The organism is Methylophilus sp. Leaf416 (assembly GCF_001424665.1).
Classification (GTDB): Bacteria; Pseudomonadota; Gammaproteobacteria; order Burkholderiales; family Methylophilaceae; genus Methylophilus.
This window is the reverse complement of the sequence record NZ_LMQS01000001.1, coordinates 195,590-217,351: the sequence shown is the minus strand read 5'-3', so window position 1 is coordinate 217,351 and position 21,762 is coordinate 195,590. Positions and strand designations below refer to the sequence as shown.

Here is a 21,762-nt window from a genome sequence, read left to right as displayed (position 1 = left end):
TGGCTGGCTGTTATCCCTGGCTATCTATATTACAGTTACAACCGCTTAATAAAGTGATACATCTGTTACCAGATGGTTAAAAAGCTCTGGAAGCCTAGTCCGGTTGCAAACTTTAAGCATTCCGCAATGTTTAAATGTTTCTTCAATATTGCTACATGTGATTTATCTTCGGAGATATAACTATGATGAAAATCAAAACTGCTTTTGGTGTTGCTGCTAGCGTAGCACTTGCCTTGCCAGTGATGGCGTTTGCAGCTGCTGACCAAGAAGCCGCGATGAAAGACCCAAATAACTGGGCACATCCACGTGGCCAACACAATAACCAGGGCTATAGCGCTTTGGCACAAATTAACAAGGGCAACATCAAAAACCTGAAAGCCGCCTGGACATTCGCTACCGGTGTAAACCGTGGTCACGAAGGTTCACCAGTGGTTGTGGGCAATATGATGTACCTGGTATCTGCTTTCCCAAACAACGTTTACGCTCTGGATCTGAATGATAACCAAAAAATCGTTTGGTCCTATTTCCCTAAACAAGACCCTAGCGTTCAAGCGGTACTGTGCTGTGATAACGTGACACGTGGCCTGGGTTTCGGCGACGGTAAAATTTTCTTGCAACAGAATGACGGTATGCTGGTTGCTTTAGATGCTAAAGACGGCAAAAAAATCTGGGAAGTTAAAAACACAGATCCAAAAGTAGGTGCGACTAACACTAACGCGCCACACGTGATTAAAGACAAAGTATTGACCGGTTGTTCAGGTGCTGAATTCGGCGTACGTTGCTTTATCCAGGCTTATAACATCAAAGATGGTTCCACTGCATGGAAAGCCTACTCAACAGGCCCGGACAGCGAAACATTGCATGACGCAAACACTAACAAAGACAATCCTCTGTATAACGCACTGTCAGTTTACCAAGACGTAAACGGCGGTAACAGAGAAGGTGGTTCTTTCAAACGTTTGACGGCTGAACAAATCAAAGGTGGCGAAAAAGAATTGGGTACACGTACCTGGTTGAAACCACAAGCGATCAAAGATGGCTGGCAACATGGTGGTGGTTCCGTGTGGGGCTGGTGGCCGTATGATCCAAAAACAAACCTGGTTTACTACGGTGCTGGTAACCCATCTGTTTGGAACCCGGATGTACGTCCAGGCGACAACAAATGGTCCATGACTGTGACTGCACGTGATCTGGACACTGGCGTGGCCAAATGGGCGATGCAAATGACACCACATGATGAGTGGGATTACGATGGCGTAAACGAAGTCATCCTGTTCGACAAAGGTGGCAAAACATACGCTTGGCACCATGACCGCAACGGTTTTGCTTACACATGGAATGCAAACACAGGTTCTTTGATTGCTGCTGAAAAAGTACATCCATTCGTTAACTGGGCAAATGACGTAGACCTGAAAACAGGCGTACCAAGCAAAGATGGCCGTTATTCAACTCACCAGGACTACAACGCTAAAGGCATTTGCCCGGCTGCGTTGGGTACTAAAGACCAACAACCAGCTGCTTACTCACCAAAAACCGGTTTGATGTATTCTCCACTGAACCACGTATGTATGACATACGAGCCAGTTGAGTCCAAATACGTTGCTGGCCAACCATGGGTGGGTGCGACTTTGACTATGTTTGCTGGTCCTGACGGTGTGATGGGTGGCTTCGGCGCTTATGATCCAATGACCAACAAAAAAGTTTGGTACAACAAAGAGAAATTCTCTGCATGGAGTGGCGCTCTGACAACAGCATCTGATTTGGTGTTCTACGGTACTCTGGATCGTTGGTTCAAAGCGGTTGATGCCAAATCCGGTAAAGAGTTGTGGAAATTCCAGGTTGGTTCAGGTGCGATTGGTAACGCATTCACCTACGGTAACAAAGGTAAACAATACGTTGGTATCTTTTCAGGTATCGGTGGTTGGGCTGGCGTGGCGATGAACCTGGGTATGACAAGTGACACCGACGCACTGGGTGCTGCTGGTGGTTACAAAGAGTTGACCAAGTACAACGCTGCTCCTGGCGGCGGTGCACTAAACGTTTTTGCACTGTAATTTGAGACTTGTCTCACATTACGCGTAGAAAAGCGTAGACTTAAAAACACCCTGCTTCGGCAGGGTGTTTTGCTTTATAGAGTGCTGACAATAAAAATAAAATTCAGAGCGGGCAGCAGTTTAATCTGCATTAAAAATCATTGGACTAAAGAAGAAGTAGTTAGCGCCTAACCGTAAATATGGACAGCGTTTTCAGCACGTATCTGCTGGAAAATCTGATGTCTTGCTGGGGCGATTTCACCTTTGGCAACGGCTTCCAGGATCATGCATTCAGGCTCATGTGTATGCGTGCAGTTATTGAATTTGCAGTGGCCAATATGCGGCCTAAACTCAACAAAAGCATATTCGAGCGCGATATTGTCGATGTGGTATAACCCAAATTCTTGTAGGCCGGGGGAGTCTATGATGGCACTGTCAACATCCAGATGATAAAGATGGGTAGCCGTAGTGGTATGTTTGCCACTATCTAGGGTAGTACTGATTTCCTGGGTCTTACTACGTACCTCGGGCAATAAGCCGTTAATAATGGTTGATTTACCCATCCCGGATTGTCCAACCAGTATGCTCGTATGTCCGGCGAGGATAGGCCGTAAAGCATCTACCGATTCTTTGGCGTTGAGTGGTAAGGAGATGTAGCCTAACTGTGCATATCGGGCAAGCTTTTCCACCGCATCTGGGTTAGGCAAATCACTCTTGTTCAGAATAATCACTGCGCGTATGCCAGCAGCTTCAGCCGCGATCAGGCAGCGGTTTAGCAGGTCTTCATAAAAACTGGGCTGGGTGGCCAGCACGATCAATATCTGTGTGACATTGGCTGCAAGAATTTTGCTTTTAAAGGCGTTGCTGCGGTAGAGCAGGGTATCGCGCACCAGGGTTTTCTCGATCACGCCTTCTTTATGTGAAGTCAGTTTGACTGACACACGGTCACCCGCAGCGTTATCGACTTTTTTGCCGCGCGTAACACAACTGAGTACGCGCCCATCAGCCAATTCAACGTTATAGCGCTTGCCAAACGCAGAGACTATCAATCCTTCTTCAAGCATATTAGAAATGATAGTAGGTGTGATTAAGATACTGTACTACCTGTTGCTCATCGTCATCAAACCACTTGAGATTAAGCATGGTATTACAGTTGGTGACCTGGGCTTTCAGGCCATTAAATGAGCGCACTTTGCGGTATTCCCTGGTGTAAATGCCGCTGCCATCGCCACCGAAGCTGCTGGCATGGCAGGAAATGCAGTGCGTTTTAACCAGCTTTTCACCTGCTTGAAAGTCGGGAGAGCCAGCAGCATAGGCGTTATTGAATACGAATGTTGATAAAGCGATGATGACTAATGTTTTCATGCGTAGGTCTGCAATTTCGCAATGCGCAAACTTGCAGGTGGGTGCGAATCATAAAACGCCGAATGCAGTGGATCAGGTGTCAGTGTCGAGGCATTATCGCGATATAACTTAACTAGTGCATCAATCAGGTATTGAGGGCGAGATTGTTGTGACGCATAGTGATCGGCTTCAAACTCATTGGTACGTGAATAAGCTGCCAGCAATGGGCGCAGAATAAACATGAATACCGGGCTGACAATCATAAACAGCAGCAAGGCCATATGATTGCTTGCTTGGGCAACGCCCAACCCGTTATAAAACCAGTCCTGCTTCATTAAAAAGCCTAGCAAAGCCAATCCCAACAGGCTCAAGCCAAACATCATGACGATACGCTTGATTACATGTTGATGTTTGAAATGCCCTAGCTCATGCGCCAGCACGGCTTCAATCTCATCCGCATTCAGTTTTTCCAATAAAGTATCGAAAAACACAACGCGCTTGTTTTTACCGAAACCAGTGAAGTAAGCATTGCCATGACCAGAGCGGGTAGAACCATCCATCACAAACAAACCCTGGCTGGCAAAACCGCATTTTTTCAGCAATGCTTCAATACGTGCTTTCAGGCCTTGGTCTTCCATCGGTGTGAATTTATTGAACAAAGGCGCAATCCAGATAGGGTATACGGCCAGCATAAACAGGTTGAACGCACTCCAGATTAACCACAGGTACAACCACCACCAGTCGCCAGCGCCTCGCATCAGCCAAAGCGCCACGAATAATATCGGGCCACCTAGCAAAAGGCCTACGATTGAGTGTTTGATCAAATCTGCGAAAAACATCGCCCGGGACATTTTGTTAAAGCCAAATTTCTCATCCACGTTGAACGTCTGGATATAGTCGAAAGGCAAGGTAGCGGCACTCGAAATTAACATGGCCGAGCAAATAACTAAAGCGCCGCGGATAACTTCATGTTCTGGCAGCCACTGTAACCAAAGCTGGTCCAACATTTGCAGAACACCGCCTAATGTTAAGGCCAGCAGGACGACTGATTCCATTACCGTTTCACTCAGGCGCAATTTCACTTTTGCCGATGTGTAATCAGCTGCGCGCTGATGCGCTTCTAAGCTGATGCTTTCACTAAAGGCGGCAGGGACTTGCTGGCGATGTTGCTGGATATGACGGATATGACGAAAGCCAAGCCAGACACGGATGATGAGGCTGATCGCAATGACAGCAACAAAAATTTGAGTAAAGAGTTCAGTCATAAAGGTTACGGATTCTTAGAGTAATTGATAGCTATTTTGATGGATTTATATCCACCTTGTTCACTGAACTGAATATAATGTTTCATTTTAATGGAAATCATGACATGAGGCACACAATTGGCGACTAATCAGGACAATTTAATCTGGCTGGATATGGAAATGAGTGGCTTGCTACCGGATACAGATCGTATTCTTGAACTGGCAGCCGTTGTGACAGATGCGCAACTCAACGTGATTGCAGAGTCTCCCGTCTTGGTCATTCATCAATCTGATGCTGTGCTGGATGGCATGGATGCATGGAATAAAGGTACGCATGGCCGCAGTGGCCTGATTGATAAAGTAAAAGCCTCTACGCTGGATGAAGAAGCGGCTACTGATGCAATGCTGGCTTTCCTGAAAGAACATGTACCTGCGAGCAAATCACCTATGTGTGGCAACTCTATCTGTCAGGATAGACGTTTTATGGCGCGTTACATGCCGCGTCTGGAGCAATTCTTTCATTACCGCAATCTGGATGTCAGCGTTTTTAAAGAGTTGTCACGTCGCTGGCGCCCGGACATCTATTCAGGCTTTAAAAAAGCCAGTCGCCATGAAGCATTGGCTGATATTTATGAATCTATTGATGAGCTGAAGTATTACCGTGAACATTTCCTGGTCATGACACCACCAGCCAAGACTGAGTAATAGATAAAAAAAGGACGCCTACTTGGGCGTCCTGAGGGAGGAGAAGTTAGCTTTGGAGAAGCTTGATTAGTAATAAGCATCTTCTGTGCCAGCTCTCCTCCTTTTTTATGGCTTAAAAGTGAGAGTTGATTTTTTTATTTTAAAACAACGGTTTGATAAAGGTTTGAATAGTTTTCAGCCCTGGTTTCCCAGCTGACATCTTGTAGCATGGCCTGTTTTTGTAGCTGTTGCCACTGACTAGGATTGGCAAATACCTTTATTGCCTGACGTAATGTGACCAAAAGTGTCCACGGATTATTTTGCGGCATTACAAATCCTGTCATGTTTGCAGGCACGCCTTCTGCCTTAATTTCACCACCATGCACTGAGTCCGCTAAGCCGCCGGTTTTAGCGACCAGGGGAATTGTGCCATAGCGCAAGCCGTACATTTGGTTTAGGCCACAGGGTTCAAAGCGAGAAGGCATCACAAAAATATCCGTACCTGCCATGATGCGATGAGATAGCGGTTCGTTATAACCGATGGTGACAGACACTTGCCCCGGATATTGCTGCATGAGCGCTTGATACTGTTGCTCCAGCAAAGGTTCACCGCTTCCCAATACCGCTAATTGACAGCCGCTTTCCAACAGTTGATGGGAAATCGTAGCCAGCATATCCAGGCCTTTTTGGTGTGTCAGCCGGCTGACAACGCCAAGCAAAGGCACATTTGCCTGTTGTGCTAATCCCAGTTCAGTTTGCAGCGCATGTTTAACCTCTTTTTTGCAGCGCAATTTATCAACATGGTAATGTACTGGCAGATAGGCATCCGTCGCCGGATTCCATACCTGCGTGTCAATGCCATTTAAAATGCCGGTCAAGTCTGCTGCGCGATGTTTCAGCAAGCCTTGAAAGCCGAAACCAAATTGCTCGGTTTGAATTTCTCTGGCATAGGTCGGGCTGACTGTAGATAGGGAATCAGCGTAATAAATACCTGCTTTCATGAAGGAGATCTGGCCATAAAACTCATAGCCTTCTACTTTGAAGTCCTGTTCACCCAGGGTGAGGCGGAAGCGCCAATCTGCATGAAAATTACCCTGGAATGCTAAATTATGAATGCTGAAAACAGACTTGGCCTCACTGTTCATCTGGCGTAGATAGTAAGGGGTAAGGCCGGTTTGCCAGTCATTACAGTGGACCACTTCCGGTTGCCATGCTTGTAATGCATTAGGAGTCGCCAGTAAGGCGGTTACTTTAGAAAGTACGCCAAAACGTAAAGCATTATCCTGCCATTCGCCATACACGGGATGGTGGTAAGGCCCACCTTCTCGGTCATAAAGTTGGGGGTAATCAATCAGGAGTAGTGGAATCTGCGTACCTGGAAGTTTGGTCTGGTAAATATCACAGTTGATATCATGAAACACCTGCAATGATCCAAGCCATCGCGGTGATTCGCAGGTGGCCAGCATGCCACGGTAGGCGGGTAACACAATCTGTATATCCATACCGGCGGCAAATAGTGCTGTTGGTAAAGCGCCGCTGACGTCTGCTAAGCCTCCTGTTTTGATAAGTGGGAAAATTTCTGAGGTGGCAAATAATAAACGCAAGGGAATCTCTTTAAATCAAACAGAATGAGGTGGATAGGCAGTATCGTTAACGAGTTATGATACATTGCCTGAATTGGTTTTAGAAGGACAATAAAATGAAATCTTGGCTAGCAGTAGCGGTAGGAGCGAGTGTTGGTGCATGGATACGCTGGGGCTTGTCTGTCAGTTTGAATGGGGTAGGGGTCATACCCCTGGGGACTTTTCTAGCCAACGCGATAGGCGGTTTATTAATGGGCGTTGCGCTTGGCATATTGCAAAGTGTGCCAAATTTATCACCCGAGTGGCGTTTATTGATGACTACCGGTTTCCTCGGCGGATTAACAACATTCTCCACCTTTTCGGCAGAGGCTTTTACCCTCATGCAGAAACAAAATTATGGTTGGGCGGTACTCCACATTAGCAGCCATGTGATTGTATCGATTGTACTGACCATGATTGGTTATTGGTGTGTGCTGCGCTGGCAGTAAGCATGTAGAAATGCATCTTTAAAAGCACCCCATAAAAAAGAGAGCCATCACTGGCTCTCTTTTTTGCTGGTTAGGTATAGCACCAGAAGTGAAATCTACTCTTTCTTCTGCGTTTCTACCATCACCATTTGATTCGCTTCGCCAGTGGCAGCTTCATCTTTTTTCCACTTGGCAGTAGCACGTGGTTTCTTAGGTTTAGCTGGCGCATCAGTTTTAGTCTCTGCAGCTTTGCTTTCACCAGAATTAGTCTCTACCAGTTGAATACCTGAATCTGCAGTTGAAGCGTTAGCTTCTTTGGCGGCGGCTGGTTTGCGCTTGCGAGCAGCTGCCGGTTTCTTCTGGGCTTCTGGTTTTTCAGCAGCCGCATCATTGCTGACTTTGCTAGATGCTGCGGTTTCAACTAACTCAATGGCTGGCGCAGCGTTAGCCGACGCTTCATCTGCAGCTTTACTACGCGTTTTGTTAGCGGCTTTTCCGCCACGTGAGCGATTACGGGCCGGTTTTTCTGCACCGGCTTCGTCAGATCCAGCGTTTTCATTGACTTTCACTTCAGCAGTTGTTTTTGCTGGCGTAGCCGTTTCAATAGTTTCAGCAACATTAGCTTTTGCCGCTGACTTGGTTTCAACGACTGGTGTATTTGCTTCAGTATTGGCCGCGGGCGCTGTTACAGCAGGCGCTTGCGTAGGCGTTACTGATTGCGCTTCAACCGTCTGGTTGTTGTTTAAATTTTCTGCATTTTCGCTGTTAGCAGATTCATCACGCGGGCGACGATCACGACGACCATGACGGTTACGACGATTACCACGCTCGCTACGCTCTCTATTCTCAGCTGGCTGCGCAGTTAATGCCGCCTGGTTAGCATCCGTTTTTACTGCTTCTTGCGCGGGTTGACGTGGTTGCCTGTCTTTATTGTTTCTTTCTTGCTGATTATTTCTTTCCTGCAGCGGGCGTTCTTGTTGTGGACGCTCCTGTCTTGGTTTATTAGAAGTATCTTGGTCTTTAGCCTGGCGTTCGCCGCGTTCTTGTTGTGGACGTTCGCGTTGGCGGTCACGGTCACGACGATTACGGTTTTTATTACGGTCACGACCATTGTCTTTGGTTTCTCTGGCTGGCTTGGTGACTTCTACTACGGCTTCTTTTTCTTCCAGGCCCAACCAGGATTTAATCACACCGAAGAATGATTTTTTAGGTTCTACGGCTACGTAAACAGGCTTCTCTTCCACGATGGGTGCAGAGGTTGCCGGGGTAATGCCTTTTACCAATGCTTCAACTTTGCCTGGGGCAGCTGCCTGTTCTAAACGATGCTGGTAATCTGACTCAGTTGGCAGATCTACCATTTTGTAGCTGGCTTGATTGGTTTCTTCGTTTACATCATCCAGGCGGATACGCACGATATTGTAGTTTGGCGTTTCCATATGAATGTTAGGGATGAGGATGACTTCTACCCCGGTGCGTTGTTCAATTTTGTGAATATCTGCACGTTTTTCATTGAGCAGGAAAGTCGCGGCTTCAACAGGCAGTTGCACCTGGATGATCGCGCTGTTGTCCTTCATCGCTTCTTCTTGTGTAATGCGCAGAATATGCAATGCAGTTGATTCAATGCCACGGATATGACCGGTACCATTACAACGCGGACAGGTCATATGGTTAGTTTCACCCAGGCTAGGACGCAGGCGCTGGCGTGAAAGCTCTAACAGACCAAAACGTGAGATCTTGCCCATTTGTACACGTGCACGGTCGTGGTGCAATGCATCGCGCAGTGCGTTTTCCACGTCACGCTGGTTGCGCTGGTTTTCCATATCGATAAAGTCGATCACGACCAGGCCACCCAGGTCACGCAGGCGCATCTGGCGTGCCACTTCTTCCGCTGCTTCCAGGTTGGTATTGAATGCAGTTTGTTCAATATCAGCGCCTTTAATTGAGCGGCCTGAGTTGACATCTATCGATACCAGTGCTTCGGTATGGTCGATCACAATCGCACCGCCGGAAGGCAGACGCACTTCACGTGAGAATGCCGATTCAATCTGGTGTTCGATCTGGAAGCGGGAGAATAACGGAATTTCATCCTGATACAGTTTGACGCGTGTGACATTGCCTGGCATCACGTGATTCATAAACTGTAATGCTTGCTCATGTACGTCAATGGTATCAATCAGGATCTCGCCGATATCAGCACTGAAGTAATCACGGATCGCACGGATGACCAGACTGCTTTCCTGGTAAATCAGGTAGGCGCCAGGCTGGAAGTTGGAAGCATCTTCAATGGCCTGCCATAATTGAGTCAGGTAATTCAGGTCCCATTGCAATTCTTCAGCGGTACGGCCAATCCCGGCAGTACGCGCAATAATGCTCATGCCATTTGGCACTTCAAGTTGTGCCATGGTGTCGCGCAATTCATTGCGGTCTTCACCTTCAATACGGCGGGAAACACCACCTCCGCGTGGATTGTTAGGCATCAGCACCAGGTAACGGCCGGCCAGCGAGATAAAGGTAGTTAAGGCGGCGCCTTTGCTGCCGCGCTCATCTTTATCGACCTGGACGATGACTTCCTGGCCTTCCTTGATCACATCCTGGATACGGGCGCGACCTTCAGGTTTATCATTGAAGTAGCTGCGAGAGATTTCCTTGAAAGGCAAAAAGCCGTGTCTGTCGGTACCATAGTCGACAAAGGCGGCTTCGAGGGAAGGTTCAATACGGGTGATGACCCCTTTGTAGATATTGCTTTTACGCTGTTCTTTGCCAGCATGTTCAATATCCAGGTCAATCAGTTTTTGTCCATCGACAATGGCAACGCGCAATTCTTCTGATTGCGTTGCGTTAAATAACATTCTTTTCATGCAGTGCTCCTAAACGAAGCTGCAGAATACGAATGAGTACAGGGCGAGCCAGGGTTGTGAATCAACCACCTGAATCTAACGTGGGGTAAGGTGCAATGGCAATTGCAAAGCAGTAAAGCAATGCATGCATCAATATGCACAATATTTAAGTATGTCAATGAACCGCAAGGGCAATCATATTGATACTCAATATATCTGACAGAGTCTAGCTTGATGAAAGGTTTGGCAGGTGTAGGATTGTTATCCACCTGTATGATCCAACACTATTTATCTACTAAAATAAAACCCTATGCAGAGTCTAAATTCGTTAAAATTCGGGTTTGGCAAACGCCGGGCTCATATCATTAATTATTCTGCTTGAGCTTCGCGTTTCGTATTTCTATTAATTATCGCTACTTGATGGCGAGCGGTATTCACCAAAATTTTTTGATTCTGAATTTACACGCGGAGCCAGTAAAATGGCGGCTGTAACAATGGTTAATTCGATGTCGGCATCATAAAAAATCGTCGACGAAACCGGAAAAAACGCAGACCCAGAATGCCGACAGTATATCTATAAGTCCTGATAAAGCAAAGCAACACCTGCATATGACCTCGAATTCACAATCATCACCATTACAGGTGGCGTTTGCAAGCCCTGAAAAGCCTTTCAGCCATCAGGATAAACCGGCCAGTGACCGGGTAACGCTATTGCTTGTAGATGAAGCGTCTGAAACACAACGCGTGGATAACTACCTGGCTAAGGTGCTCAAAGGCGTCCCTAAAAGCCATGTCTATCGCATCTTGCGTAGCGGTGAAGTGCGTGTCAATAAAAAGCGGGTCACTGCCGAATATCGTTTGCAACTCGGTGACGAGGTCAGGGTGCCACCCATACGTATTGCGGAAGCTGCGCCTAAACCTGGTTTGCCAATAGTGAAAGCCAAGCTTGCAGAGATGGTCATTTATGAAGATGACGCCATGCTAGCCTTGAATAAACCTGCCGGTATGGCGGTGCATGGTGGCAGCGGCATCAGCCTTGGTGTGATTGAGCAATTACGCCTGGAAAGGCCACAAGCGAAATTTCTTGAGTTAGTGCACAGGTTGGACCGGGAAACTTCCGGCGTACTGATGATTGCCAAGAAGCGCTCTGCCTTAACAGCTTTGCATGAAGCCATGCGCCAGCACAAGATGGATAAACGCTATGTCATGATGGTGCAGGGGCAGTGGCAGGATGCGAAAAAGAAAGTCACGCTGGATTTGCAAAAGTTTGTCACTGAAAGTGGCGAGCGGCGAGTACATGTAGTTGAGCAACCTTTACTCAACACTGAACCTGGCGGCCGGAAATCGCTCAAATCCAGTGGTGTGATTGCAAAACAGCAGGCAGCCAAAGGCAGGTTTGAGGTTGAAACCCAAGTTTCTGAAACCTGGTTTTATTTGCAAGAACCACTTGGGCAATATAGTTTATTACAGGCGAAATTGATTACCGGACGCACGCATCAGTTACGCGTGCAATTGTCTCATCTGGGCTTTCCTATTCTCGGTGACGATAAATATGGTGATTTTGCGTTAAACAAGCAGCTAAGCAAACAGCGCTTGAAGCGCATGTATTTACATTCCAGCGAAACGCGTATTGCGCATCCATTAACCGGAGAGCCGTTACATTTAGTGGCTCCTTTACCGGAAGAACTGGAAAATTTCCTGCAATATCAGCGTCAACTAAATGCTGAATAATGTTTTTCTTGATCTAAAAAACGAAGGTTACATGTGAAGCAGTTTGATTTAATTGTCTGGGATTGGGATGGCACCATCGCGGACTCCACCGGCATGATTACGCAGGCGCTGATTAAAGCGGCCGCCGAAGCAGGGTTGCCCGCATTAAGTGAAGCGCGTGCGCGCAGCATCATCGGTCTGGGTTTGCGTGAATCGATTGAGGTACTTTTTGGCGATATTCCCAACTTTCAGGCACAGGCGCTGATCACCCATTACAACCAGCATTATTACGCAGCTGAAAATACTATTCTGCTGTTTTCCGGTATTGCTGAGACGATTGCTAGCATCGCCCGAAAAGGCTGTAAGCAGGCTGTTGCTACCGGTAAGGGCCGACGAGGATTGAACACTGCCTTGCAGCAATCTGGCCTTGCTAAATATTTCAGTGCTACCAAAACGGTAGATGAATGTTTTTCGAAGCCACATCCGCAAATGCTGGATGAGTTGATGGATGAACTGGTGGTCATGCCTGAGCGCACCTTGATGATAGGCGACTCGCAATATGACATGCAAATGGGCAAGAATGCCGGTGTAATCACAGCTGCCGTGACATACGGCTCGCAAACTGCCACACATTTACAGCAGTATTCGCCGAATCATATGTTTAATGATGTGACAACATTGAGCGCATGGTTGCTGGAATCCATATGAATGAAACCATATTGAAATTTAACAGCGACGATCTGCTGGAGAAGGGCGATGGGCTGCGCTTTGCCATGCCTATATTGGGGCCACACGCCACTGGTTTTGTCGTGCGTTTTCAGGGTAAACCCTATGCGTACGTGAATCGTTGCGCGCATGTACCGGTAGAGCTGGACTGGGAACATGGGAAATTTTTCAATATGACCCAGGAATGGTTGATTTGCGCGACTCATGGCGCCATGTATTCTCCTCAGAGCGGACGTTGTATCGTGGGACCATGCCAGGGTAAATCATTGTCGCCTATCCCAGTCAGTGAACAGGACGGTATTGTGACAGTGCATCTGGATCAGTTTTAGCCATTTCTTTTAGCGCAGAATGACTAATTAGTGGCAAACTGATTAAAATTGTTGAAGTAACCAAAACTAGAGTGACTAAAATTTATTAATGAAAGTTGATATGCAAGAAGAAAACCAGCAGTCGCCAGAACTGAATAATAACCAGCCTTCACAAGGGGCCGCGATTTCCAGTCTGGAAAAAATAGCATTAGCCGGCTTGCAAGAGCAAAAAGTATCAAGACGCTGGTCTGTGTTATTCAAGTCGTTAACTTTTATCTACCTTTTTTTCTTGCTACTGATGTTATTGGGCTGGGTAGGGGCAAACAAAAACTCTTCACTGGCACATACTGCACTGATAGACATCAATGGTGTGATTGAGGCTGGTGGCCAGGTGAATGCTGATGCTGTCATCAGCAGCCTGAAAGACGCCTATGACCATAAAGGTACCAAAGGCATTATTCTGCGTATCAACAGCCCAGGCGGCAGCCCGGTACAAGCTGGAATTATTAATGATGAAATTCATCGTCAGCGTAAATTGCACCCTGAAGTGCCCGTATACGCGGTCGTTGAAGATATCTGCGCTTCGGGCGGATACTACATAGCCGTGGCGGCTGATAAAATCTTTGTCGATAAAGCCAGTATCGTTGGTTCTATCGGTGTACTGATGGATGGCTATGGGTTCACCGAGTTAATGAAAAAAGTCGGCGTAGAACGTCGGTTGATGACTGCTGGTGAAAACAAAGGCATGCTGGATCCATTCTCACCCGTGAATCCAAAACAACAAGCCTTTGCACAAAACATGCTGGACCAGATTCACCAACAATTTATTAAAGTGGTGCGCGAAGGCCGTGGTAACCGTCTGAAAGAAAATGAACAGACGTTCAGTGGCTTGTTCTGGAATGGTGAAGAAAGTATCAAACTTGGCTTGGCCGATGCTGAAGGCAGCGCGGATTATGTAGCACGTGAAATCATCAAGCAATCTGATATTGTAGATTTCACTTACCAGGAAACAGTGGTTGACCGCTTTGCCAAAAAACTGGGTGCGAGTATGGGTCAAGAATTAGGATTGAACGCCAAAAACCTTTTGCCAATACTTAGATAATCGCACAAGAGAAATCATAGAAATGAAGCAATAAAAAAGGGACAGCAATGTCCCTTTTTTATTTGAATGCAAGTGAGTATTATTTTTTGGTTTTATTTTTTTCGTTGCGTTGCTTGAGTTTTGCTCTGAGTTCGTTCTTGCGGCGACGCATGGTTACTAGGCCTTCGCCTTGTTTGCGCTCGTCTTCTTTATCAAACGGGTTATCACCTTTGTGATATTGCACTCTTAATGGCGTCCCGACCAGTTGGAAAGCTTTGCGGAAAATGCCTTCGAGGTAACGGGTATAGCTATCCTTGATGCCATCAATATGATTGCCGTGCACAACCACAATCGGCGGATTACTACCACCCTGGTGCGCATAGCGCAATTTCGGGCGGATTCCACGGGTAATGGGTGGCTGGTGCTGCGTGGTCGCTTCACCCAGTACGCGCGTTAATTGAGGCGTTGCCAGTTTGGCCATGGCCGCTTTAAAGGCGACATCAACAGAACCCAGTAATTCATTCAGGCCCTTTTTACGCAGGGCAGAAATATAGTGGAATTTGGCAAAGTCCAGGAATTGCAATTTACGGTCAATTTCGCGTTTGATCCACTCACGTTCATCGTCTTGCAAACCGTCCCATTTGTTAATGGCGACCACTAATGCACGGCCAGAATCCAGGATATACGCAGCCACGTGCGCATCTTGTTCGGTGATACCTTCTTTGGCATCGACTACCAGAATGGCGACGTTGGCGTCTTCAATCGCCTGCATGGTTTTAACGACAGAAAATTTCTCGACCGCTTCAAACACTTTGCCGCGTTTGCGCACACCCGCGGTATCAATAATGATGTAATTTTTGCCGTCTTTTTCAAGTTCAATTTCAATTGAGTCGCGTGTAGTACCAGGCTCATCAAATGCAATGACCCGGTCTTCACCAAGCAGGGCATTCACCAGGGTAGATTTACCCACGTTTGGACGACCAACAATCGCAATTCTTGGCGTATCTGGGTTGACGGGGGCGGACTCTTCTTCCAGCTTATCAGCAATGGTTTCAAGTGCGATTTCGATCAAGTCGCGTACGCCTTCGCCATGCGCAGACGAAATCGACAGTGGCTCGCCGATGCCCAGCTCATGAAAATCTGCGCTGACAACGGCTTTGCGCATGCCTTCTGTTTTGTTGACGGCTAGTAATACAGGGCGCTGGGCTCTACGCAAAGTCTGCGCAATTGTGAATTCCTGTGGCGTAAGGCCAGCACGGGCATCCACCAGGAAAATAATCACATCCGCTTCATCAATGGCTAGTAAAGTCTGCTTCGCCATTTCTTTCAGAATGCCGCTATCAGCAGTCGGCTCAAAGCCACCGGTATCAATCACCAGATACGGCTGGCTTGCGCCCATGCCGCGGCCGTAGTGACGGTCACGTGTCAGCCCAGGCAGGTCAGCGACTAGCGCATCTCTTGACCGGGTCAGGCGGTTAAATAAAGTGGATTTGCCGACGTTTGGTCGGCCAACTAGAACAATGGTAGGTAACATTACTTGTATGTGACGGCATAAATGTGCCCATCACGTGATTGCGCCAGAAACTGGTTATTCGTTCCCGCAACCAGTGACATGATTGGTTTGGAGCCAAGCTGAATGCGGCCTACAAAGCTGCCATCATCCTGACTTAATAAATGTATATAGCCTTCGAGATCGCCCACTGCAACCACATTACTTAACGGTAATGGCACGGTCAGGTGGCGGTAACCAAGGTTACCCTGGCGCCAGTAAGTTTTACCATTGCTGTTATCCAAAGAGTAAACAGAACCAATGGTGTGGCTTAAATAAATTTTGCTGTTATCAACCGTCAGGCCAACATAGCTGGAAATATCACGGCTCCAGGCAATCTGCCCACGCTGGCGATCAACGCCAGCTACCTTGCCTTGGTAAGCAACTACATAAACGAAAGCGCCATCCACAAACGGCAGGCTGGTGATATCTGCGATACGCTCGATTTCAGTCACGCCTTTAGGCTGGGCGACGGTGGCTTCCCATAGGAGTTTGCCATTGTCGGCGCGGATAGCAACCAGTTTGCCACCTGGAAAACCTGCGTAGATAGCACCGCCATCCACGACAATCCCGGCCTGGTTTTTAAGTGACAGCGATGGGGTGGCGCGTTCGTATACCCATTTGCGGCGGCCGTCAGCAGCATCAATGCCGTAAATATGATGATCACTGGTGCGGACAATGACGGTACCGTCATAGTAACGCGGTTGTCCCTGAATCTCGCTGCTGAGAATCGCACTCCACAGCTTTTTGCCATTCATGTTCAGCGCAAATAAATGACCCTTATTGGTGCCAGCCAGTACCAGCCCGCCACCAATGCCAGCACTGCTGCTAATGGCTTCATCCAGCTCAGTGCGCCATAAGATTTTGCCATTGTCAGCAGAGAGTTGCATCACGCTGCCCTCGGCATTGACGGCATAAATCATGTTATCAGCCAGCACCGGCGCGTAGGTATAACGACCCGCTTCGCCCACATCTGTTGACCATGCTACGCGCGTTTCGTATGAACTCTTGATATCTTCAAGTTCAACTGGCGGATTAGCAGGCTCAGCCCCGAAAATACTTTCACTCAAATTGGTTTTCACATCATTAAACGCGGTACACGCGGTGAGGCTGCTGCCAAGCAATAACAAGGCAGCCAGCGTGAAAGCATTAATCGAGGTTGGTTTTTTCATACGCAGGGCAGGGAGACTGGACAAGCGTTGCATGTTAACCCAATGCGTCCAGTTTTTGCTGAGTCAGGTAAAACAGTTTACCTTCAGGATCCAGACCTTTAAGCGCCTGCAGATAGGCTTCTTTCGCTTCTTTATCCTGTTTCTTTGCAATGTAGATATCACCCAGCATGGTGTTTTTCAGTCCATCAAACCCTTTGTCGTTGATAGCTTCAAGAGTTTTCTTGGCATCATCCAGTGCATTACGTTCGATTTGCAGACCTGCAATTTCAATCGCAGCCATTTGTTTGATAGCAGGTTCTTTGGCTTCAGCCATCGCCCAGTGCAATTGTTTTTCGGCGGCTTCATTTTGTTTCGCCAGATGCAAGGCGCGCGCTGCAAACAAAGCAGCTCTGCCTGCATAAGGTGTCATGCTGAAATCATTTTGTAATGCTTGTGCATCTTTAGAGATTTGCTCGGCTTTTTTGCTATCTACGTCGAGCAATGAAGTGCTGACCAGTGTTTGATAGGCAGTAGAAGCCGCTGTGGCTTTACTGTTCATCCAGGATTGGTAACCTTGCCAGCCGGCATAGGCAACGATAGCAACCAATACCAGGCGGATTGCCATCTTGCCGTTTTTGTTCCACCAAACTCTGAATTCGTCGAGTTGTTCCTGTTCTTCCAAATCGTACGCCATGATATTTCCTGCTTATTTTTTAGTATGAGTGATTATGCGGTTGCTGCACGCAAGCCCTGACCGGGAATTGCGCTAAGTAATTGTTGTGTATAAATTTGCTGGGGTGCATTATAAATGTTTTCTACGCTTCCTTGCTCAATTACTTTGCCTTTTTGCATGACCAGCACTTCATCTGCAATATGTCTGACCACCCTTAAATCGTGGGTAATAAACAGGTAACTCAGCCCCATTTCCTGTTGTAATTGTTTTAACAACAACAGGATTTGTGCCTGTACAGAGACGTCAAGTGCAGAAACCGGCTCATCACATACCACGAGCTTGGGTTGCAAAATCAAGGCACGTGCGATGCCTATGCGTTGCCGCTGACCACCTGAGAACTGGTGTGGATACTTTTGCGCATCTTCAGCTTTTAATCCTACTTTTTCCAGCATGTTGATGACTTCGTCTCGCTGCTGGCTGGCATTGCCGATACGGTGGATGACCAGGCCTTCACCGATAATGTCGCCTATCCGCATTCTGGGGTTGAGCGAGGCAAATGGATCCTGGAAGATCATTTGAATATCGCGACGGGCAACCCGTAAGGCAGATTTGTCCAGTGCCAGGAAATCTACCCCGTCAAATACCACTTGGCCGCTATCCAGCGGTAACAAGCGCAATATTCCACGGGCCAAGGTGGATTTCCCACTACCGGATTCACCGACAATCGCGAGTGTGGTACCGCGTTTCAATTGCAGGCTGACATCATCCAGTGCGCGAATACTATGATTGCCTAACCCGAGTGCGCCAGTACGCTGGGTGTAAGTTTTTACCAGGTGATGTGCTTGCAGAATGAAATCAGACATATGCACTCCCTCAGGCAGGGGTTAACCAATCATAGGTCATAGGCTGTAGTGTTTTTTTACCTTCAGCGTCTGGTACGCAAGCTAACAAGGCTTTGGTATACGGGTGTTGCGGGCTATGCAGTACCTGCTCTACGCTGCCCACTTCCACAATTTCACCCCTGAACATGACAATGACTTCATCGGCAATATCCGCCACTACGCCGAAATCATGCGTGATAAACAGCATCGCCATCTGCATGCGGTCTTTGAGTGCTTTCAACAAAGCCAATACCTGTGCCTGAACAGTTACATCGAGTGCGGTGGTTGGCTCATCTGCGATCAGTAAAGCCGGTTCACAAGCAATACTCATGGCAATCATCACCCGTTGCCGCTGGCCGCCAGAAAGCTCATCTGGATAGCTATTGGCACGGGTCGGGTCAATGCCTACTTGCTGCAATAAATCGGCGACTTTCTGTTTGAGTGCAACGCCTTTAAGCCCTAAATGGGTTTGCAATGGCTCACCGATTTGAAAGCCTACGGTCAACACGGGATTTAACGAGGTCATGGGTTCTTGAAAAATCATGCCTATTTGTCGGCCACGTATGCTTTGCATGGCTTTTTCGCCCAGGCCTGTGATGTCTTGCCCCTGGAATAACACCTGGCCCTGCATATGTAATTGTGGAGACAGTAACTTCATCACGCTCAGTGCAGTGAGGCTTTTTCCGCTACCGGATTCGCCGACAATACAGGTGGTTTTTCCGCGCGCTAATGACAGGGATACGTGATGCACCAGTTTTCGTTCCGGCGCATGGGCAGGATAGATACTTAACTGATCAATACGTAAGATTTCGTTCATGAAGCTATAAAAATACGCAATCGACTTTTCTGGATGCAGGCAACAACTTCGTTGAAAAGGATGTAAAAGAGTATGTATATTCAGACATCCGTTTTCCTTGTGTTTCTCAAGCCGGTTGTACGATAACCGGCACTTGCTCAATACTGACGCGGGTTTGTTCGCCCTGACCAAGCATAGGTTTCAAGCTAATTTCATCGGCAGCTGCTTCATCATCGCCAAAAATGGCAGCGAAGCGGGCACCGCTACGGTCTGCTTTTTTCATCTGTGATTTAAAGCTACCCCCGCCAGCATGCAGGACCACACTCAGCCCCATATTACGCAGGGTTTCCGCCACGGTAAAGGCTTTTTGTTCTGCCAGCTCACCCACGTTAACGAGGTAAATATCAGGCTGGTTCTGAGCGTTGATGCCGTATTCCTGCATGAGCAGAAATACACGCTCCAGGCCAATACCAAAGCCACAGGCAGGGGTAGGGTTGCCACCAATACGCTCTACCAGGGTATCGTAGCGCCCGCCACCAGCGATGGTGCCTTGTGCACCCAGTTTTGTTGTCACCCATTCAAAAACGGTGCGGTTATAGTAATCCAGGCCGCGTACCAGGCGATGATTAATGGTGTAAGCAATGCCGGACTGAGTAAGCAGGGCGCACAACTGTGCAAAATGTTGTTTAGACGTTTCACCCAGACCATCCATGAGTTTAGGCGCTGCCTCACAGATGTTTTGCATACGCGGATTTTTGCTATCCAGTATGCGTAAGGGGTTATGGTGCAAACGCCGTTTGGCATCTTCATCCAACAGCTCAGCATGTTGCTCAAAATAGCTGATCAGTGTTTCACGGTATTGCGCTCGCTCATCGGCATCACCAATGCTATTAATCTGTAACTCTACGTCCTGGATACCTAGCGCCTGCCACAAACGAGCCAATAGCACGATTTGCTCGGCATCTACATCCGGGCCCTCAAAACCAAATGCTTCAACACCGATCTGGTGAAACTGGCGCTGGCGGCCTTTCTGCACGTTTTCATGGCGGAACATTGGGCCCATATACCACAGGCGTTGAGGGCCGTTGTAAGTCAGGTTGTGCTCGACCACGGCGCGGACACAGCCTGCAGTGCCTTCCGGGCGCAGGGTGAGTTTGTCGCCGTTGAGCGCATCTTCCCAGGCATACATTTCTTTTTCGACAATATCGGTATGTTCACCCACACTGCGTACAAATAATTCCGTGGGTTCAACCACCGGCATGCGAATATTGTTGTAGCCATACTGGCTCAGGATTTTCCGTGCGGTGTCTTCCAGTTTGAACCAGAGCGGGGTGGCTTCCGGCAAAATGTCATAGAAGCCTTTGATGGATTGGAATTTTTGGGTCATTGCTAACGCTTGTTGCTTGAATTATTGGGAGATGGCGACGATAGGAATCACGCTGGGTTTGCTTGCGCGCAATTTTCCGCCTTCTGCGTAATGTGCGCGCACATAGTCATCAACGATCAATTGGAATTCCTCGGCTATATGGTCACCTTTGAGGGTCACCGTTTTTTCCCCATCAACAAACACTGGCGCGACCGGTGTTTCGCCAGTGCCCGGCAAGCTAATACCTATGTTGGCCAGTTTGGACTCCCCAGGGCCATTCACCACGCAGCCCATCACGGCTACATTCAATGATTCTACGCCCGGGTATTGGCTGCGCCAGACCGGCATCTGGTTACGTAACCAGGTCTGGATCTGCAAAGCCAGTTCCTGGAAATAAGTGCTGGTGGTACGTCCACAACCAGGGCAGGCAGTCACTAATGGGGTGAACGAACGAATGCCCATGGTTTGCAGGATTTCCTGCGCGACAACGACCTCTTTAGTGCGTGATTCGTTAGGTTCCGGTGTCAGGGATACGCGTATGGTATCGCCTATGCCTGATTGCAATAAAATCGCCAGCGCAGCGGTTGAGGCGACAATCCCTTTTGAGCCCATGCCTGCTTCGGTGAGCCCCAAATGTAAGGGATAATCGCAACGCTGGCCAAGGTCGGTATAAACCTGCACCAGGTCCTGTACGTTGCTGACTTTGCAGGAAATGATAATCTGGTCGGGGCTCAGGCCCAGATCGATGGCCTGTTGCGCGCTTTCCAGCGCTGATTGAATGAGTGCTTCACGCATCAAAGCATCGGCAGATAACGGCTCGGCCAATTTGCCATTGTCATCCATCATTTGCGCCATCTTGGCTTGGTCCAGGCTACCCCAGTTCACACCAATACGTACAGCCTTTTTGTAATGGATGGCTGCCTCAATCATGGCGGCAAACTGTTCATCTCGTTTACTGCCTTTACCGACATTACCAGGGTTAATGCGGTATTTAGCCAAGGCTTCTGCGCAATCGGGGTAAGCTTGCAGCAGCTTGTGGCCATTGAAATGGAAATCACCTACCAACGGCACATTGCAACCCAATGCATCCAGGCCTTTGCGTATGGTAGCGACCTGTGCGGCGGCTTCAGCGGTGTTCACGGTGATACGCACCACCTCAGAACCGGCCTGCCATAACTCGTACACCTGGCGTATGGTGCCTTCAGCATCTGCCGTGTCGGTATTGGTCATACTTTGTACGACCACCGGTGAGGATGTCGTGCCATAGAGGCCACCACCGACTGCGACATGGCCTATCATCACCTGGCGTGTATTTCGACGTGGTAGCAT

19 protein-coding genes are annotated in these 21,762 nt (G+C 48.1%); 7 read left to right on the top strand and 12 right to left on the bottom strand.

From position 1 onward, the window contains the following. The first annotated feature begins 182 nt into the window (after positions 1-182). Positions 183-2,054 carry an outer membrane protein assembly factor BamB family protein gene (locus ASG34_RS00990; RefSeq protein WP_055825434.1) on the top strand — a complete coding sequence of 624 codons (1,872 nt, stop codon included), beginning with the start codon at positions 183-185 and terminating at the stop codon, positions 2,052-2,054. 167 nt (positions 2,055-2,221) lie between these two features. Here the strand turns inward: ASG34_RS00990 and rsgA are convergent, their stop codons facing one another. Genes rsgA through ASG34_RS00975 form a run of 3 tightly spaced genes read right to left on the bottom strand, consistent with a single transcriptional unit; the run spans position 2,222 to position 4,642 of the window. Next, on the bottom strand, positions 2,222-3,097 hold the full coding sequence (rsgA, locus tag ASG34_RS00985; protein WP_055825431.1) for a ribosome small subunit-dependent GTPase A: 876 nt from the start codon (positions 3,095-3,097) through the stop codon (positions 2,222-2,224). Between the two features lies 1 nt (position 3,098). Further along, complete coding sequence (locus ASG34_RS00980; RefSeq protein ID WP_055825428.1) at positions 3,099-3,398, bottom strand: c-type cytochrome; 300 nt, start codon at positions 3,396-3,398, stop codon at positions 3,099-3,101. Beyond that, on the bottom strand, positions 3,395-4,642 hold the full coding sequence (locus ASG34_RS00975) for a M48 family metallopeptidase (protein ID WP_055825426.1): 1,248 nt from the start codon (positions 4,640-4,642) through the stop codon (positions 3,395-3,397). The genes ASG34_RS00980 and ASG34_RS00975 overlap by 4 nt, the downstream gene beginning before the upstream one ends. Before the next feature lie 117 nt (positions 4,643-4,759). Between ASG34_RS00975 and orn the strand changes: the two genes are divergently transcribed. After that, positions 4,760-5,326: an oligoribonuclease gene (orn, locus tag ASG34_RS00970; protein WP_055825424.1), complete on the top strand. Its 567-nt coding sequence runs from the start codon at positions 4,760-4,762 to the stop codon at positions 5,324-5,326. Positions 5,327-5,460: 134 nt separating this feature from the next. Here the strand turns inward: orn and glgA are convergent, their stop codons facing one another. Then, on the bottom strand, positions 5,461-6,909 hold the full coding sequence (gene glgA / locus ASG34_RS00965) for a glycogen synthase GlgA (RefSeq protein WP_055825420.1): 1,449 nt from the start codon (positions 6,907-6,909) through the stop codon (positions 5,461-5,463). Positions 6,910-7,004: 95 nt separating this feature from the next. On the opposite strand from glgA, the gene crcB reads away from it, so the two are divergent. Next, positions 7,005-7,376, top strand: coding sequence for a fluoride efflux transporter CrcB (crcB, locus tag ASG34_RS00960; RefSeq protein ID WP_055825417.1), 372 nt, complete (start codon positions 7,005-7,007; stop codon positions 7,374-7,376). Positions 7,377-7,471: 95 nt separating this feature from the next. On the opposite strand, the gene ASG34_RS00955 is transcribed toward crcB, so the two are convergent. Then, on the bottom strand, positions 7,472-10,213 hold the full coding sequence (locus ASG34_RS00955; RefSeq protein WP_055825414.1) for an Rne/Rng family ribonuclease: 2,742 nt from the start codon (positions 10,211-10,213) through the stop codon (positions 7,472-7,474). 588 nt (positions 10,214-10,801) lie between these two features. Here ASG34_RS00955 and ASG34_RS00950 point away from each other — a divergent pair. From ASG34_RS00950 to ASG34_RS00935, 4 genes are all read left to right on the top strand, one after another. After that, positions 10,802-11,923 (top strand): pseudouridine synthase, encoded by a 1,122-nt coding sequence (locus tag ASG34_RS00950; protein ID WP_082504766.1) that lies wholly within the window; start codon positions 10,802-10,804, stop codon positions 11,921-11,923. Positions 11,924-11,956: 33 nt separating this feature from the next. Beyond that, positions 11,957-12,610 carry an HAD family hydrolase gene (locus tag ASG34_RS00945; RefSeq protein ID WP_055825411.1) on the top strand — a complete coding sequence of 218 codons (654 nt, stop codon included), beginning with the start codon at positions 11,957-11,959 and terminating at the stop codon, positions 12,608-12,610. Next, positions 12,607-12,957, top strand: a complete 351-nt coding sequence (locus ASG34_RS00940) for a Rieske (2Fe-2S) protein (protein ID WP_055825408.1) — start codon at positions 12,607-12,609, stop codon at positions 12,955-12,957. Before ASG34_RS00945 ends, ASG34_RS00940 begins: the two co-directional genes overlap by 4 nt. A 100-nt stretch (positions 12,958-13,057) precedes the next feature. Beyond that, positions 13,058-14,038, top strand: a complete 981-nt coding sequence (locus ASG34_RS00935; RefSeq protein WP_055825405.1) for a S49 family peptidase — start codon at positions 13,058-13,060, stop codon at positions 14,036-14,038. Positions 14,039-14,117: 79 nt separating this feature from the next. Here ASG34_RS00935 and der read toward each other — a convergent pair whose 3' ends face one another. From der to ispG, 7 genes are all read right to left on the bottom strand, one after another. Beyond that, entirely contained in the window at positions 14,118-15,551 is a 1,434-nt protein-coding gene (gene der, locus ASG34_RS00930; protein WP_055825400.1) for a ribosome biogenesis GTPase Der, read from the bottom strand. Then, positions 15,551-16,771, bottom strand: coding sequence for an outer membrane protein assembly factor BamB (gene bamB / locus ASG34_RS00925; protein ID WP_082504765.1), 1,221 nt, complete (start codon positions 16,769-16,771; stop codon positions 15,551-15,553). The genes der and bamB overlap by 1 nt, the downstream gene beginning before the upstream one ends. Position 16,772: 1 nt before the next feature. Further along, positions 16,773-17,411, bottom strand: a complete 639-nt coding sequence (locus ASG34_RS00920; RefSeq protein WP_055825399.1) for a YfgM family protein — start codon at positions 17,409-17,411, stop codon at positions 16,773-16,775. Between the two features lie 32 nt (positions 17,412-17,443). Further along, a complete protein-coding gene (locus ASG34_RS00915; protein WP_082504764.1) occupies positions 17,444-18,253 on the bottom strand; it encodes an ATP-binding cassette domain-containing protein in 810 nt (269 codons plus the stop codon). Positions 18,254-18,263: 10 nt separating this feature from the next. Continuing rightward, positions 18,264-19,088 (bottom strand): ATP-binding cassette domain-containing protein, encoded by an 825-nt coding sequence (locus tag ASG34_RS00910; RefSeq protein ID WP_055825395.1) that lies wholly within the window; start codon positions 19,086-19,088, stop codon positions 18,264-18,266. A gap of 106 nt (positions 19,089-19,194) precedes the next feature. Then, positions 19,195-20,454, bottom strand: coding sequence for a histidine--tRNA ligase (hisS, locus tag ASG34_RS00905; protein ID WP_055825392.1), 1,260 nt, complete (start codon positions 20,452-20,454; stop codon positions 19,195-19,197). Positions 20,455-20,475: 21 nt separating this feature from the next. Continuing rightward, positions 20,476-21,762 (bottom strand): flavodoxin-dependent (E)-4-hydroxy-3-methylbut-2-enyl-diphosphate synthase, encoded by a 1,287-nt coding sequence (gene ispG / locus ASG34_RS00900; protein WP_082487944.1) that lies wholly within the window; start codon positions 21,760-21,762, stop codon positions 20,476-20,478.